We start from the raw sequence: 15,571 nt of genomic DNA on the forward strand, positions 1-15,571 counted from the left end.
GGGTCAGTTTTCGGTCAGCGGCAACAAATTAGCCATTTTCCCGCCCGATGTTCATGGAATATATCGGTATCTGCCTAAAGCGCCCATGGATGATAGGCGAATAGCGCCGGGGCACCACCCGTATGCAGGAACAGCAGCGGCCCCCGGCCGGGGAAGGCGCCGCGGGTGATGCCATCGAGTAGGCCGGCGAACGCCTTGCCGGTGTACACCGGGTCGAGCAGCAGACCTTCCTGTTCGGCAAGCAAACGAATGGCGGCCAGGGTGTCAGCATTCGGCTCACCATAGCGTGGGGCGAAATACTGATCCCACAACTCGATCTTGAGTCCCGCCGGCGCCTCGACGCCGAGCCGCTCGGCGGTGCGTTGCAGCAGGCCTTCGACCTTGGGGCGCTGCGTCGCCTCCGGGCGCGATACGGTAATCCCCACCACACGGCTCCCCGGCCGGGCATATTCCAGCGCCAGGGCTAGACCGCTGTGGGTTCCTGCGCTTCCGGAGGCGAGCAACACGGCGGCGAAGTCCTCTCCGCAGCTGTGCATCTGCTCAGCCAGCTCCAGACCGGCACGCACATAGCCCAGGGCACCGAGCGCATTGGAGCCGCCGACGGGCACCACATAAGGATTACGTCCCGTGCTGCGCAGGCGCTCAGCGGCGGCCAGTAGCAACTCGTCGGCATCATCCAGGCTGGCGACCGCTTCGATCTCGCAGCCGAACAGGTCGAGCAGTAGGCGGTTGCCATTACCCAGGTAGTTGTCCTCGGCGGTACCCAACGGATTTTCCAGCAACGCCAGGCAGCCAAGGCCGAGCCTGGCCGCCAGCGCCGCCGTCTGGCGTACATGATTGGACTGAATGGCGCCGGCAGTGACCAGCACCTCGGCGCCTTCGGCCAGGGCAGCGGCACCGAGGTATTCGAGCTTGCGCGCCTTGTTGCCGCCGAGGGCCAGCGGAGTAAGGTCGTCGCGCTTGATCCAGATATCCCGACCCAGGTGACGTGACAGACGTGGCAAATGTTCCAGCGGCGTGGCGTCGGCGATCAGCTCAAGGCGAGGAAAGCGGGCGAGGGCGTCGGCGAGCATCGGGCAGGCTTCTGAACAGAGATGAGTCATCACTGTAGAAGGCCATCCCGTACTGCGGCAAGCATGATCAATAATCCAGCCTTCGGCAGCGTGCTGTTTGGCCAGCCTGGCCGCCGTGCAGCCTAGGCTATGCGCCTCCTCCTCAATGGACCGGGGATGAAGTGGAAGCTGCGGAGCCGAGAGCCTCGCATAGCGCGTCGGCCAGGGCCTGGCTGGTAAAGGGTTTCGGAAGCACGCGGAACCCATGATCAGCCGCGATGCGCTCGGTGTAACCGGTGGCCAGTATGATGCGCAACGCGGGGTACAGGCGTCGCGCTTCTTCGGCAAGAGCGACGCCATCCATTTGCCCCGGCATCACGATATCCGAAAGGAGCAGGTGGATCGGTGGCTGATTCGCATCGCTCAGCCTCGCCAGGGCAGTTTCCGAGCCTATCGCCTCCTCGACTTGATAGCCCAGTTCCGTCAGCATCGACATCATCATCTCGCGCACCTCGGCATCGTCGTCGACCAACAGCACACGCGCCGCGCGTACAGCCTGTGCCGGTGGCAACTGAACGCTGGGAGGAGCATCTGAGCGATGCTCAAGGCGCGGCAGCACCAGAATGACGCGGGTGCCCTTGCCGACCTCGCTTTCGATCGAAACCGCGCCACCGGCCTGTCTGGCGAAACCATAGACCTGGGCGAGCCCGAGACCTGTTCCTTCGCCCACCGCCTTGGTGGTGAAGAACGGCTCGAACGCTTGGGCCATTACCTCTGTGTTCATGCCGCAACCGCCGTCGGCGACCTGTATGCATAAATAGGCGCCAGCGTGCAGCCCAAGGTGGTTGCCTTCCACCAATACCTGGTTGTGAAGGCTGATGGTTAGGCCGCCGCCGCCGGGCATCGCATCGCGGGCATTGATTGCGAGGTTGAGAATAGCCAGTTCGCATTGAACAGGGTCGAGTACGGTAGGCCAGGCACCTTCAGGTAGTTCGAGCTTCAGTTCGATGTGATTGGGAAGTGTCCCGGTCAACAGCTCGTTCATACCGATGATCAACGTTCGGAGGTCCACCTGTTCCGCATCGGCAGTGCGACTGCGGCTGAACGTCATCAGATGGCGCGTCAGGCGGGTCGCCCGTTGGGCTGAACGCTGACACGCTTCGATGGCGCGCTTGGCCCTTGGGTGCGGGCTCAGCATATCGGCCAGCTGCAAGCCCATGGTCATGCTTTGCAGGATGTTGTTGAATTCGTGCGATATGCCGGCGGTCAAGTTGCCCAGCGCTTCAAGCTTCTGCCCCTGCAGCAATGCACGGTGGGATCGCTCAGCCTGGGCGAGTGCGTCTTGCACCCGCTCGGCCATTTCGTGGCTGGCACGATGAATGGTGACGCTGGCTTGAGCCAGCGCTTGCGCGGTCCGGTCGGTTTCGTCCATGCCGGTGTGAAACGCCTGGATGACCTCGCCGCGGCCGAGCGCCCCGGCGGCAAGATCGAGTTGCGCCAAGGGGCGGGTGATTGTCCGGCCAACGGCGATGGCAAGCGCGATCGCCAAGGCCAGCACCACGAGAATCCCAACCGCCATGGTTCCGATGGGTGCCAGCACGCTGAACAGCAGATCGTGTCGTGGAATTGCGATCAGGATGGTCCAGCCTGACGCTTCGGCGCGGCTGAAAAAGGTGACGACCTCGACGCCGTCGCGGGTTACGGACATCACCTTGCCGTCGCGAGCGGGCGAGGCGCGTAGCTTTTGTATGAAGTCGGGGCTGGCACGTTCGCCGATGTGTCCGGCTGGATCGCGGGTGCGTGCCACGATGGTGTGTCGCTGGTCCAGGATCACGCCGAGCCATCGCTTCGGTAAATCCTGCGCCTCGAGCATCACGCCAAGTGCCGTCACCGGAAATTTCATGGTGACGAAGTACTGGACGCGGCCGTTGCGAAGCACTGGACGGTGGATGGCAATGCTTTCGAGTTGGGTGACCGGATCGCGAAACAGCGAGCTGATCTGAAGTTGGGTCTCGGTTCCCAGTGCCGGATGAACCGGCAGGCGTGGGGGCATCGGCAAGGGTTCGCCGAAAGGGTAGTCCGAATCGGCGAGGGGAACCCCGTCAGCATCGAAGATCGTCACCCCCGAGCCCACCGGATGCTCGGTCTGTTGCAGTCGCTCATGGAAGGCGCGCAGATCGCCATTTCTGATCGTTGGCGAGGCTGCCAGAGTAGTGACGATTGCCCCGTACCGAGCCAGTTCGCGGTCGACACCCAAGGCTACAGCGCGGGTGGTCTCCTGCATGCCCTGGTCGACATGAGAGGACTGGGCTCGGTAGACCGAATAGGTTGCATAGAGCGCAAAGGCCAGTGCTGGTGCGATAACGGCTATGACAAGCCAGACCAGACGAGCGCGGATAGACACGTCAGCGGAGTTCCTGGCTCAGCGTGGGGCGAGGTATATGGGGCACGTATTGCGTAAGACTGCTGTAAGCGCGTGAATGCATTCGACTACCTGTTGTGCCAACCAGATTCGCAGCAAGGGCTGCAGTTTATGAGTAGTGGGGTGGGCAAGGCCAGCATAGTCCAAAGTCGAGCGGGCGCGGCGCCCTTTGGGCTGGTAGATGCAGTTGAGGAGCCGAGCGATGAACGGATCGCGCGGTTACCTCCGGCTGGGGTCAGGCGAGCGCTCGATCACTGAAAATCGCGGCTGCGCACATCAAGCCCGGTGAGCAAGGTCGTGAGGTCGCTCAGGCGGCCGGCGATGACATGTCGCACGCCGCTGGCCGACTCCAGATGGCCATCCACACGCAGCAGTTGCGACTGGATCAAGGGGCGCCTCTGGCGCTCGGCCAGGTCGCGCCAGACCACCACATTGACCATGCCGAACTCGTCTTCCAGGGTGACGAAGATGACACCGCTGGCGGTCTGTGGGCGTTGTCGGCCGATCACCAGGCCGGCAACGCTGACCGGGCGGCCATGCTCGATCATGGCCAGTTCCTGTGAACTGCGGCAGCGCCTGGCCCTGAGCTCATCTCGTAGCAAGACCAGGGGGTGTGGCCCCAACGTCGTGCCAAGGGTCGCGTAGTCATTGAGCAGATCCTCACCCGCCGAGGGGAGTGGCAGGTTGATGGGCGCTTCCTCAGCAGCGGGCAGGTGGGCGAACAGAGGCAGTTGTGGCTCGATTCCGGCCACGGCCCAGCGCGCTCGATGTCGATGGCCTGCCAGGCCGCGCAGGGCGCCGGCATCGGCGAGCTGCTCGCGCGCACGCGGTTCGAGCTCGGCTCGAAGGCACAGGTCATGGATGTCCGTGAATGGCTGGCGTTGGCGTGCGGCTTCGATGCGCTGGGCATCGGCTTCCCGAAAGCCGCGCACCATCCGTAGCCCCAGGCGGATGGCCGGTTGCTCCTGGCGACTCGGCTCGAGGCTGCAATCCCAGCCGCTGTGGCGAGCGTCCACCGGGCGTATTTCCAGCCCGTGGCGGCGGGCGTCCTGGAGAATCTGGTCAGGGTTGTAGAAGCCCATCGGCCAGCTGTTGATCAGGGCGCAGGCAAATGCAGCCGGCTCGTGGCGTTTCAGCCAGCAGCTGGCATAGGTGAGCAGGGCAAAACTCGCCGCGTGCGATTCTGGGAAACCGTAGCTGCCGAAGCCTTTGATCTGCTCGAAGATCCTCGCGATGAAGTCGGGCTGGTAGCCTTTGGCGAGCATGCGCTCGGTCAGCCGCACGCGGTGGGGCTCCAGACTGCCGTGGCGCTTCCAGGCGGCCATGGCACGGCGCAGCTTGTCGGCCTCGTCTGGGGTGTATTCGGCCGCCACGATCGCCAGTTCCATCACCTGTTCCTGAAAAAGGGGCACGCCAAGGGTGCGTTCGAATACCGGTTTCAGTTCTTCGGACGGGTAATCCACCTTTTCTTCATTGTTACGTCGACGCAGGTAAGGATGCACCATGTCGCCCTGGATCGGCCCGGGGCGGACGATGGCAACCTGGATGACCAGGTCGTAGAAGGTTTTCGGGCGCAGGCGTGGCAGCATGGCCATTTGTGCACGTGATTCGATCTGGAACACGCCGATGGTGTCGGCCCGGCTGATCATGTCGTAGGTGGGCTTGTCCTCCGCGGGCAGCGTGGCGAGGGTCCAACGCGTGCCGCGATAATGTTCGATCAGGTCGAAACAGCGACGTATCGCGCTGAGCATGCCCAGTGCCAGCACGTCGACCTTGAGCAGACCGACCGCATCGAGATCGTCCTTGTCCCACTGAATCACCGTGCGGTCGGCCATGCTGGCATTCTCTATCGGCACCAGGGTGTCGAGCGGCTGCTCGGAGATCACGAAACCGCCAGGGTGCTGGGAAAGGTGGCGAGGAAAACCGATGAGCGCCTTGGTCAGCACCAGGACCCGGCGCAGCACCGGGCTGTTCGGGTCGAAACCGGCCTCGCTCAGCCGCGAGTCGTCGGGTATGTCCTCACTCCAGCGGCCACAGCACTCGGCGAGGGCATTGATTTGATCCGGCGGCAGCCCCAGCGCCTTGGCGACATCCCGCAAGGCACCGGTGGCGCGGTAGCTGCTGGCGACGGCGGTGAGGGCGGCGCGATTACGCCCGTAGCGCTGAAAGACGTACTGGATGACCTCCTCGCGCCGGTCGTGCTCGAAATCCACGTCGATATCGGGTGGCTCGTTGCGCTCGCGGGAGAGGAAACGCTCAAACAACAGTTTGCTGCGTACCGGGTCGAGTTCGGTGATGCCCAGCACGAAGCAGACGCTCGAATTGGCCGCCGAGCCCCGACCCTGGCAGAGAATGCTCCGCTCGCGGGCGAAGCGAACGATGTCATGCACGGTCAGGAAATAGCTTTCGTAATGCAGGTCGGCGATCAGCTCCAGTTCATGTTCGAGCTGCGCGCGGGCCTTTTCCGGGATGCCGTCCGGCCAGCGCCAGCGTGCGCCATCCTCGACCAGCTTGCGCAACCATGAGGTAATGTCATGTCCGGGCGGGACCAACTCGTGGGGGTAGCGATACTTCAGCTGGTCGAGCTGGAAATGGCAGCGCTGACTGATGCGAAGGGTTTCGGCGAGCAGCGCGGCTGGATAGAGCTGGGCCAGCTCCTCGCGCGACCGCAGGTGGCGTTCGCCATTGGGGAAGAGGTGGCATCCGGCCTCGGCGACCGGCAGATGGTGGCGGATGGCGGTCATGCAGTCCTGCAATGCCCGACGACCGCGGGCATGCATGTGCACGTCGCCACAGGCCACGGCGGGTATGCCCAGGCGTGAAGCCTGGGCCAGGGATTCTCGCAGCTGCAGCGCGTCGTCCGGTCCCCGATGCAGTTCGATGCCGAGCCACAGCCGCTCGCGAAAACGTTCGAGCAGCCAACGACCTTCGGTATCAGCCCTGTCGTCGGGCAGCCAGATCGCCAGCAGCCCCTCTAGCGGCCACTCGCTCAGGTCTTCGCGCAGCGCCTGGTAGCGACCTTTTTCGGCCCGCCGGCGGGCACGGGTAATCAACTGGCAGAGGGCCTGGTAGCCGGTCAGGTTTTCCACCAGCAAGACCAGTTTGGGCCCATCTTCGATCTGCACCTCGCTGCCGATGATCAGCGGCAGGCCGGTATCCTTCGAGGCCTGCCAGGCGCGCACGATACCGGCCAGGGTGCATTCATCGGTGATCGCCAGGGCGCCATAGCCCTGGCGCTTGGCGCGTTCGAAGAGCTCTTGGGCACTGGATGCACCCCGTTGGAAGCTGAAGTTGGACAGGCAGTGCAGCTCGGCGTATTCGATGCTCATGCGAACCAGCCGTGCAGCAGCAGCGGCCCTCCAGGGAGGGCGCGAAATGCCCAACCCTGCTGGCCGGTAGCGGTCTGTACCCGGTAGTAGTCGCGTCGTGCGTCGGCACCATCCCACCAGCCGGACTCGATGCGCTCGGGGCCGGCCAGGATGAGTAGGCCCTCTTCGCGCAAGGGCTGCGGAGCACTCAGCAGCCAGCCGGGGCGCAACCCGGCGTGGGGCCATGGTTCGGTGCGGGCGAGGCTGCTTTCCTGCCAGGCGCATTCGGGGCGGTGATCCGCGCGTGCGCTCAGCGAGACCACGGCTTCGTCGCCCAGTCGGGCGCGGAGGCGTTCGCGCAGTTGCTCCCAGGGCACATTCTGCTGCGGGCGCTCGTCGAACAGGGGTTGATGGACCGGCGTGAAGGCTGGCAGATCACGAGCGACCAGACGCACCGCAAGGACGGGGGCTGGCAGCTGCAGGTGCTCGAGGCGGCCACGGGTCAGTTCGAACAGCATGGCGGACTCGCGCTCGGCACTGAGCAGGCCGACCGGCACCTCGCTGTCGGGCAGGGTGCGATGCTCCAGATACAGCCTGAAACGCTGGACGCCACTGTCCCGTCCGGCGAGAAAGGCGGCCAGGTCGGCGGTCAGCCTGCGCAATGGAAACAGCAGGGCCTGGTGAGACTCGACCTCGAAATTCAATTCGATGCGGGTGTCGAAGACATCCGGTGGGCGGTAGAACTCCAGAGGCAGCGGCCGATGACCCTGCAGGGTATCGAGCTGGATCAGCACATCACTCGCAAAGCGCCGTGCCAGGCTGGCACGTGGCAGGCTCAGGGCTTGTTTCAGGGTCCGTATTCCCATACGTGCAAACGCAGTGGCGGCCTCGCGTGGCAGGCCGATCCGCTCGATCGGTAACTGGCCAAGTACCTGGTGCAGGCGAGGGGTGTCGGTAACGGCAAGACCATCGTGGACATTGACCAGAACTCGAGCGGCAGCCGGATAGGGGGCCAGGCAGAGGCGGTGTCGAAAGCCCAGCTCATCCAGTTCGGCTCGCAGGCGTGCCTCGAAACGCGGCCAGGGGCCAAACAGGCTGAAACTGGAATGAACCTCCAACAGCAGACAGCGCGGATAATGCAGGCTGACCTGGGAGCTGTAGCCATAAGCCCAGGCGGCCAGCAGTTGCTGCCAGTGCTCGATGGCCGCCACGTCATATTCGGCTGTGGAGAATGCCCGAGTCAGGGCCAGCGCCGCCGCCAATGGCTGGCCAGGTTTTAGCCCGAGTGCTCGAGCGGCGGGGTTGACGGCCTGGAGCATACGGCGCTGAGCGGTACCGCTCAGCAAGACCAGCGGTGACGCTCGATCGGCGCGTGTACGCAATACACCATCCATGGCCAGCTGTGGCAGCAAAATGCAGGCCCACATGTCAATGCCAGCCCATGGCTGATATCGGCCGGGCCGGTGCCAGCCCACCGCGGCATTTGAGAATTCGCACCTGGGCCGGGTGACTTTCGATCGCCAGGCGCAGCGCTGCCGGCGACGGGTTGACGGATTCGCGCAACGGGCGATAGGCAAAGGCCAGTGTTTGCCCGGTTTCAGCGGCCACCTGCAGGCGTCGCAACGAGCGATCATCGGCCTGCTGTGGCCAGCACAGCACCGCCCCACAACTGCCCGAACGCAAGCATTGTTCGGCTGCCCACAAGGCCTCCTGGCCCATGGCGCGCACGAGGCTGAGCTGGCGGAGGTCGACGCCTGCGGAGAGCCAGGCGGGAGGGAAAGGCAAATAGGGTGGCGCGATCAGCACGACGCGCTCGCCACGGGTGGTCAGGCGTGCCAGGGTGGGCCATAGCAGGCGTAGTTCGCCGATACCTGTCGTGGCGATGAGCAATTCGCTCAATGCCGCTATCGGCCAGCCGCCACCCGGTAGCGCCGCATCCAGGGCTGCATGGCCTGTCGGTTGGGTGCTTAGGGCTGCCGTGCTGCGCTGGCCGCGCCATAGTCGGCGCGCATCGAGCAGGTGATCAAGGGATACAACGGAGGACATGGCGAACAGCAAATCCACGAATACTGTATGTGTGTACAGTATTCTGCCTTGTCCGAGCCGTGGTCAAGCCGAGGTGATGAAGCGCCACTGCAAAGCGGCGCTGCCGATCAGATGAAGGCCGTCACCACACCAACCAGGCTGAGCGTAGCGCCGATCGGGAGCAGGAGGCGCTCACGCCAGGCCAACATCAGCCCAACCAGCAGACCGGCACACATCAGCTGCGCCAGGGAAACCACCAGCCCTATCGCCCAACCTGAAAAAGCCACGTTCAGCGCCGCGGCCGTCATCAGCAACACGAGCGCCAACAGACGAAGGGCGCGTTGCCGGGCAGGGGGCGGAGCCAGCTCGAACAGCTGGCGGTGATGACGGGGTATGGCCAGACAGAGTGCAATCATGGCGGCGTAAGCCAGTGCGAAGCTAAGCAGATTCATGGCGCGACCTCCTGCGCATGGCGAGTAGGGCGCAGGTGCTGCTGCGTTGCAGGGCGGGTGCAAGCCCGCCAGGCGCAGAGCGCCCCTGCGACGAGTACTACCAGGTCTATACCGGCAAGCGTCAGATCACCCCGGCCGAGGCTGGCAAACAAATGTCCTTGTGGTGCGGTCAGGCCATTGAGTATCGGCAGGCCCAGCGCCAGCACGGCCAGCAGGGCGAACAGGTGGCGTTGCAGCTGCGTCGAGCGCTGGTAGCCGAGCACGGCCAGCGCGGCGACCACCAGCCAACTCAGAGCGAAGCACCAGGCCTCGGTCGCTGCTCGTGCGGGTAGATCATCCGGCAACAGGCGATTGGCCCAGAGCAGCGTCAGTGAAGCGATGGGGAGCCCGAAAAATACAGCGCTATTTAGCGCACGCACGACCTGCAGACCACTCGACTGGCGTGCTTCACGCTTGCGCAGCCAGACGGCTGACCCGGCAACCAGCATGGCGCAACCGGCCAGCCCGAGCAGGCCGTAGAGGACTCGGACGATCTGTCCACCGAACTGCGCCATGTGCAGGCCGACCAGCCAGGTGTAGGCCTCGTAGGCGGCGGGCGCCTGCTGTTGGTGAAGCAGTTCGCCAGTGAAGGCGTCGTAGTGGAGCGCATCTTGTGGCGAGCCGATTCGGGAGGGGTCCAGCTGCCGAATACTGACCACCGCCGAGGCGTCAAAAGGGTGCTCGACGATGATCCAGCCCGGTTCGCCACCTTCCCAGCGTTGGCGTGCATCGCGGATCATTCCGTCGATGGAGCCCATTGTGCCGGCGGGCTGGTCCAGCTCGTTGCGGTGGTAGCCACCCTGGACTTCCTCGTAGAACGCGAGCGGGTTGCCATCGTAGGCCACGAGCGCGCCGGCAGGCATATAGGACGCCACGAACACGGCGACCCCGGTGTAGGCCAGGATCAGGTGAAAGGGCAGGCCGATGACACCGAAGAGGTTGTGCGCATCAAGCCAGGCGCGTTGGCCGTTGGCCTGGGGTCGTAGCGTGAAGAAATCCTTGAATATCCGCCGGTGCACGATGATTCCCGACACCAGCGCCACCAGCATGAACATCCCGGCCAGGCCGACGATATACATGCCGACCTGACCGGCGTGCAGGTTGTAGTGCAGGGTGAAGAAGAACTCGCCGCCCAGCGTTTCCGGCATCGGCTCGCCGCTGGCCGGGTCGAAGACGACTCGACCGCGCTCACCGCTGCCGTCCTTCTCCCAGCCCAGCCGCCAGTAGGGCTCGCGTTCGGTCGGGCCGTGCAGCCAATAGGCATGCAGTGGTTCCTTGACGTTAGCCTCGAGCCACTGCTTCACATGGTCGGCGTCGAGACTGCTGCTTGTGGCGGTGGTCGCGTGCAGCGCCGGACGCATCCAGCGCTCCAGCTCCTTGTCGAAACAGGCCAGGGTGCCAGCGAAGAGGATCACGAAGAGTAACCAGCTGGGCAGCAAGCCACCCCAGGTATGCAGGCCAGCCATCGATTGACGCAGGCTCATGGGCGGGTTCTCCACTCGGTGGGCAGGTAGGCGAACAGGCCGAGCAGCAACGCGAGCACAGCCAGCCATAGCCAGGCACGCCACGCGCTGCGGGCCGCGAAGGCATAGAGGACAGCAGCGACCCAGACGGCGAAACACAGGAGGCTAGCGGTTACCACCCGATCGGGCCGCGATAAGGGCAGGTAGACGGTCAGGAAGGCTGTGAAGCCAAAAGCCAGCGCATAGCCGCCGAACAGGGCAGCCGTGATGCGTCCGGCCAGGTCGAGCCCTCTTTGTGACAGGGTCAAGCTCATCGAATGGTCCTCTGGCTCGCTCATCGGAAGCGGTCATGCGGCCGGTACGCGATAGCCGTTGCGGTACAAGGTGGTTGCGAACGGAAGAACCCCGTCGATCCAGGCAACCCCATAGTTCTGGGTGCGTATGTTAATGCGAATTTTTATTATTTGTAATCATCTGTTCGTGTGTCTTTGTGAGGCGCTGCCCCGGCCTGCTATCGGGCCGGTCGGGCCGCATCCGCCTTGGCTTGTACTGAAAAATTCAGTCGATTAGGATTCGCGACCCGGGTAACGGTGCAAGGGCGAGTACTCACTGCCGTCCCGATCTCACGAAGCGAAGAAGCCCGGCTCGGAAGCGACCGGGCTTCTTTGTCTTTCGGCCTTCGCAATGCCAGGGCCACCGCCGAATCAAGAGAGGAATGCCATGCGTGAGCGCTTGCTTGCCGCGGAAAAGGTAAAGGCCATCGAATGGCAGGAAGGGCAACTGCGTTTGCTCGACCAGCGTAGGCTGCCACTGGAGGAAGTCTGGAGTGCCTACGACTCGGCTGCCGCCGTTGCGACGGCCATTGCCGAAATGGTGGTGCGCGGCGCACCTGCGATCGGCATCAGCGCGGCCTACGGCCTGACGCTGGCGCTGCGCGATCGCCTGGCTGAAGGCGGCGACTGGCGAGCGGCGCTGGAGGCTGATTACAAACGGCTGGCCGATTCGCGCCCCACGGCGGTCAATCTGTTCTGGGCGTTGAACCAGATGCGCGAGCGCCTGGATCGGCTAAAGCCGGGAGAGGACCCCTATGCGGCCGCCGAGGCTCAAGCCGTCTCGATCCACGCCAGCGATCGCGAGGCCAACCTGACCATGGCGCAATACGGCGTGGATGTCATCCGTAAGCACCAGGGCAGCCCGCAGAACCTGCTTACTCACTGCAACACCGGGGCCCTGGCGACTGGTGGTTTCGGTACTGCTCTCGGTGTGATTCGTGCGGCGCATCTGGAAGGGCTGGTCGAGCGCGTATACGCCGATGAAACCCGCCCCTGGCTGCAGGGCTCGCGCCTGACCGCCTGGGAACTGGCGGGCGAGGGAGTTCCGGTGACATTGAACGCGGATTCTTCTGCGGCGCACCTGATGAAAAGCCGCGGCATCACCTGGGTCATCGTCGGGGCGGATCGCATCACGGCCAATGGCGATGTGGCCAACAAGATCGGCACCTATCAACTGGCCGTGCTGGCCATGCACCATGGCGTTCGCTTCATGGTCGTGGCGCCCAGCTCGACGATCGACATGGCGCTGGAAAGCGGCGAGGAGATTCCGATCGAAGAGCGGGCCGGCAGTGAGCTGCTCGAAGTCAACGGCCAGCGCTTCGCCGCCGAGGTCGACGCCTTCAATCCAGTGTTTGACGTGACGCCAGCTGATCTTATCGATGTGATCGTGACCGAGAAAGGCGTGGTGGAACGGCCCAGCAAGGCCAAGCTGACGGCGCTCATGAGTCGCAAATGGTTGCATTGAGCTTTCCTGGCGTTTGACGGCTTCATGCCTCTGCTGTGCACGCTGGAGCCTTCCGGCTCACCAGCTGTGATACCATTCCGCGCTTCATCGCAGGACCCTGCTGACTAAAGGAACCAGGCTTCCATGGGCGAACTGGCCAAAGAAATCCTCCCGGTCAATATCGAAGACGAACTCAAGCAGTCCTATCTCGACTACGCCATGAGCGTGATCGTTGGTCGTGCGCTGCCGGATGCTCGTGACGGATTGAAGCCTGTGCATCGTCGTGTGCTGTATGCCATGAGCGAGCTGGGTAACGACTGGAACAAGCCATACAAGAAATCCGCCCGTGTCGTCGGTGACGTGATCGGTAAATACCACCCTCACGGCGATTCGGCGGTTTACGACACCATCGTCCGAATGGCGCAGCCGTTCTCGCTGCGCTATATGCTGGTCGATGGCCAGGGCAACTTCGGGTCGGTCGACGGCGACAACGCCGCGGCCATGCGATACACCGAAGTGCGGATGGCCAAACTGGCGCATGAGTTGCTCGCCGACCTGGACAAGGAAACCGTCGACTGGGTGCCCAACTACGACGGCACCGAGCAGATTCCGGCGGTCATGCCGACCAAAATCCCCAATCTGCTGGTCAACGGCTCCAGCGGTATTGCCGTGGGCATGGCGACCAACATCCCGCCGCACAACCTCGGCGAGGTTATCGATGGCTGCCTGGCGTTGATCGACAACGCCGATATCACCATCGATGAGCTGATGCAGTTCATTCCCGGCCCCGACTTTCCCACCGCGGGCATCATCAATGGTCGCGCCGGCATCATCGAGGCCTACCGCACGGGCCGCGGGCGCATCTACATGCGGGCGCGCTCGACCATCGAGGATATCGACAAGGTCGGTGGCCGCCAGCAGATCGTCATCACCGAACTGCCGTACCAGCTGAACAAGGCGCGGTTGATCGAAAAGATTGCCGAGCTGGTCAAGGAAAAGAAGATCGAGGGTATCACCGAGCTGCGCGACGAGTCCGACAAGGACGGTATGCGCGTGGTTATCGAACTGCGCCGCGGTGAAGTGCCGGAGGTCATTCTCAATAACCTCTACGCGCAGACCCAGCTGCAAAGCGTCTTTGGTATCAATGTCGTGGCGCTGGTCGATGGGCAGCCGCGTACGCTGAACCTGAAGGAACTGCTCGAGGCTTTCGTTCGCCATCGCCGCGAAGTGGTCACCCGCCGTACCGTCTATGAGTTGCGCAAGGCACGTGAGCGAGGTCATATCCTCGAAGGCCAGGCCGTTGCGCTGTCGAACATCGATCCGGTCATCGCGCTGATCAAAGCCTCGCCGACCCCGGCCGAGGCCAAGGAGGCGCTGATCGCACAAGCCTGGGAGTCAAGCGCCGTCGAATCGATGGTCGAGCGGGCTGGTGCCGATTCCTGCCGTCCTGAAGGGCTCGATCCGCAGTACGGTCTGCGCGATGGCAAGTATTACCTGTCACCGGAACAGGCCCAGGCGATCCTGGACCTGCGTCTGCATCGTCTGACTGGGCTCGAGCATGAAAAACTGCTCAGCGAGTATCAGGAAATCCTGACCCAGATCGGCGAGCTGATCCGCATCCTGACCAACCCGGCGCGCCTGATGGAGGTGATCCGCGAGGAGCTTGAAGGCGTCAAGCGCGACTTCGGCGATGCGCGTCGTACCGAGATCATGGAATCGCGCCATGACCTGACGCTGGCCGACCTGATCACCGAGGAAGAGCGCGTCGTCACCATTTCCCATGGCGGCTACGCCAAGTCCCAGCCACTCGCGGCCTATCAGGCACAGCGTCGCGGCGGTCGCGGCAAGGCGGCTACCGGGGTCAAGGAAGAGGACTACGTCGAGCACTTGCTGGTCGCCAACAGTCACACCACGCTGTTGCTGTTCTCCAGCAAGGGCAAGGTCTACTGGCTCAAGACCTACGAGATTCCCGAAGCGTCGCGCACCTCCCGCGGTCGTCCGCTAATCAACTTGCTGCCGCTGTCCGAAGGCGAGCGCATCACGGCGATGCTGCAGGTCGATATCGAAGCGGCGCGCCAGCAGCAAAGCAGTGAAGACGACGTCGAAGATGCAGAGATCATCGCCGACGTCGAAGAGGCGGAAGAGTCGGTTGAAGGCGAGGAGGCTGACGAGTCGGTCGACGAGCCGACCGGTACCTACATCTTCATGGCGACCGCCAAGGGAACCGTCAAGAAGACGCCTCTTTCCCAGTTCAGCCGTCCCCGCAGCGTTGGTCTGATCGCGCTCAGTCTGGAAGAGGGTGACACGCTGATCGCCGCTGCGGTCACCGATGGTGCGCGTGAGGTCATGCTGTTCTCCGACGGTGGCAAGGTCATCCGCTTCAAGGAAAAGCACGTGCGAACCATGGGCCGTACCGCCCGGGGCGTGCGCGGCATGCGTCTGCCAGAAGGCCAGCGGCTGATCTCCATGCTGATCCCCGAGCCCGAGGCGCAGATCCTCACCGCCAGCCTCAACGGCTACGGCAAGCGCACCGTCATCGACGAGTTCCCGCGGCGCGGGCGTGGTGGTCAGGGCGTGATCGCGATGGTGACCAACGAGCGCAACGGCCCGCTGGTCGGCGCCATCCAGGTGCAACAGGGTGAGGAGATCATGATGATCTCCGATCAGGGCACGCTGGTGCGCACGCGTGTCGACGAGGTGTCGTCGCTCGGTCGCAACACCCAGGGTGTCACCCTGATCAAGCTGGGCAAGAACGAACACCTGGTTGGTCTGGAACGGGTCCAGGAACCTTCTGCCGAGGATGTGCTGGAAGAGGTCGAGGCCGTTCTTGAAGGCGACGCGCTGGCCAAGGAGATGCCGGTCATCAGCACCGAGCCGAGCGAAGACGAGTTGCTGGGTGGCGGTGGCGATGTTCCGCCGGATGTAGTGCCGACCGACGACGACTGATTCGACTGGCGACGGGGCCGTTCTGGCCCCGTCCTGTCGTAATCGACTGTCGCCGGACAGGGGAAATGCGAGCGCGGCGCTGAACGCC

Annotated in this window: 10 protein-coding genes; 2 read left to right on the forward strand and 8 right to left on the reverse strand. The window is 63.7% G+C overall.

The window, feature by feature from the left end; genetic code table 11:
• Positions 1-74: 74 nt before the first annotated feature.
• The 8 genes from MST27_RS07750 to MST27_RS07785 form a co-directional block, all read right to left on the reverse strand.
• Positions 75-1,073, reverse strand: coding sequence for a D-cysteine desulfhydrase (locus MST27_RS07750; protein ID WP_243605400.1), 999 nt, complete (start codon positions 1,071-1,073; stop codon positions 75-77).
• A gap of 142 nt (positions 1,074-1,215) precedes the next feature.
• The gene (locus MST27_RS07755; protein WP_243605401.1) at positions 1,216-3,456 is read right to left on the reverse strand and encodes a hybrid sensor histidine kinase/response regulator; all 2,241 of its coding nucleotides are present in this window, start codon (positions 3,454-3,456) and stop codon (positions 1,216-1,218) included.
• A gap of 269 nt (positions 3,457-3,725) precedes the next feature.
• The gene (locus MST27_RS07760; RefSeq protein ID WP_243605402.1) at positions 3,726-6,803 is read right to left on the reverse strand and encodes an error-prone DNA polymerase; all 3,078 of its coding nucleotides are present in this window, start codon (positions 6,801-6,803) and stop codon (positions 3,726-3,728) included.
• Positions 6,800-8,209 carry a Y-family DNA polymerase gene (locus MST27_RS07765; RefSeq protein ID WP_243605403.1) on the reverse strand — a complete coding sequence of 470 codons (1,410 nt, stop codon included), beginning with the start codon at positions 8,207-8,209 and terminating at the stop codon, positions 6,800-6,802. Before MST27_RS07765 ends, MST27_RS07760 begins: the two co-directional genes overlap by 4 nt.
• A 1-nt stretch (position 8,210) precedes the next feature.
• Positions 8,211-8,828 (reverse strand): translesion DNA synthesis-associated protein ImuA, encoded by a 618-nt coding sequence (gene imuA / locus MST27_RS07770; protein ID WP_243605404.1) that lies wholly within the window; start codon positions 8,826-8,828, stop codon positions 8,211-8,213.
• A gap of 107 nt (positions 8,829-8,935) precedes the next feature.
• Positions 8,936-9,259 carry a DUF3325 domain-containing protein gene (locus MST27_RS07775; protein WP_243605405.1) on the reverse strand — a complete coding sequence of 108 codons (324 nt, stop codon included), beginning with the start codon at positions 9,257-9,259 and terminating at the stop codon, positions 8,936-8,938.
• The gene (locus MST27_RS07780; RefSeq protein ID WP_243605406.1) at positions 9,256-10,782 is read right to left on the reverse strand and encodes a PepSY-associated TM helix domain-containing protein; all 1,527 of its coding nucleotides are present in this window, start codon (positions 10,780-10,782) and stop codon (positions 9,256-9,258) included. The genes MST27_RS07775 and MST27_RS07780 overlap by 4 nt, the downstream gene beginning before the upstream one ends.
• Complete coding sequence (locus MST27_RS07785) at positions 10,779-11,075, reverse strand: DUF3649 domain-containing protein (protein ID WP_243605407.1); 297 nt, start codon at positions 11,073-11,075, stop codon at positions 10,779-10,781. The genes MST27_RS07780 and MST27_RS07785 overlap by 4 nt, the downstream gene beginning before the upstream one ends.
• A gap of 406 nt (positions 11,076-11,481) precedes the next feature.
• Here MST27_RS07785 and mtnA point away from each other — a divergent pair, with 406 nt between their 5' ends.
• Both mtnA and gyrA read left to right on the forward strand, forming a co-directional pair.
• The gene (mtnA, locus tag MST27_RS07790; RefSeq protein WP_243605408.1) at positions 11,482-12,558 is read left to right on the forward strand and encodes an S-methyl-5-thioribose-1-phosphate isomerase; all 1,077 of its coding nucleotides are present in this window, start codon (positions 11,482-11,484) and stop codon (positions 12,556-12,558) included.
• Between the two features lie 123 nt (positions 12,559-12,681).
• Positions 12,682-15,483, forward strand: a complete 2,802-nt coding sequence (gyrA, locus tag MST27_RS07795) for a DNA gyrase subunit A (RefSeq protein ID WP_243605409.1) — start codon at positions 12,682-12,684, stop codon at positions 15,481-15,483.
• Positions 15,484-15,571 lie beyond the last annotated feature (88 nt).

The organism is Stutzerimonas marianensis, from assembly GCF_022810315.1.
Classification (GTDB): domain Bacteria; phylum Pseudomonadota; class Gammaproteobacteria; order Pseudomonadales; family Pseudomonadaceae; genus Stutzerimonas; species Stutzerimonas marianensis.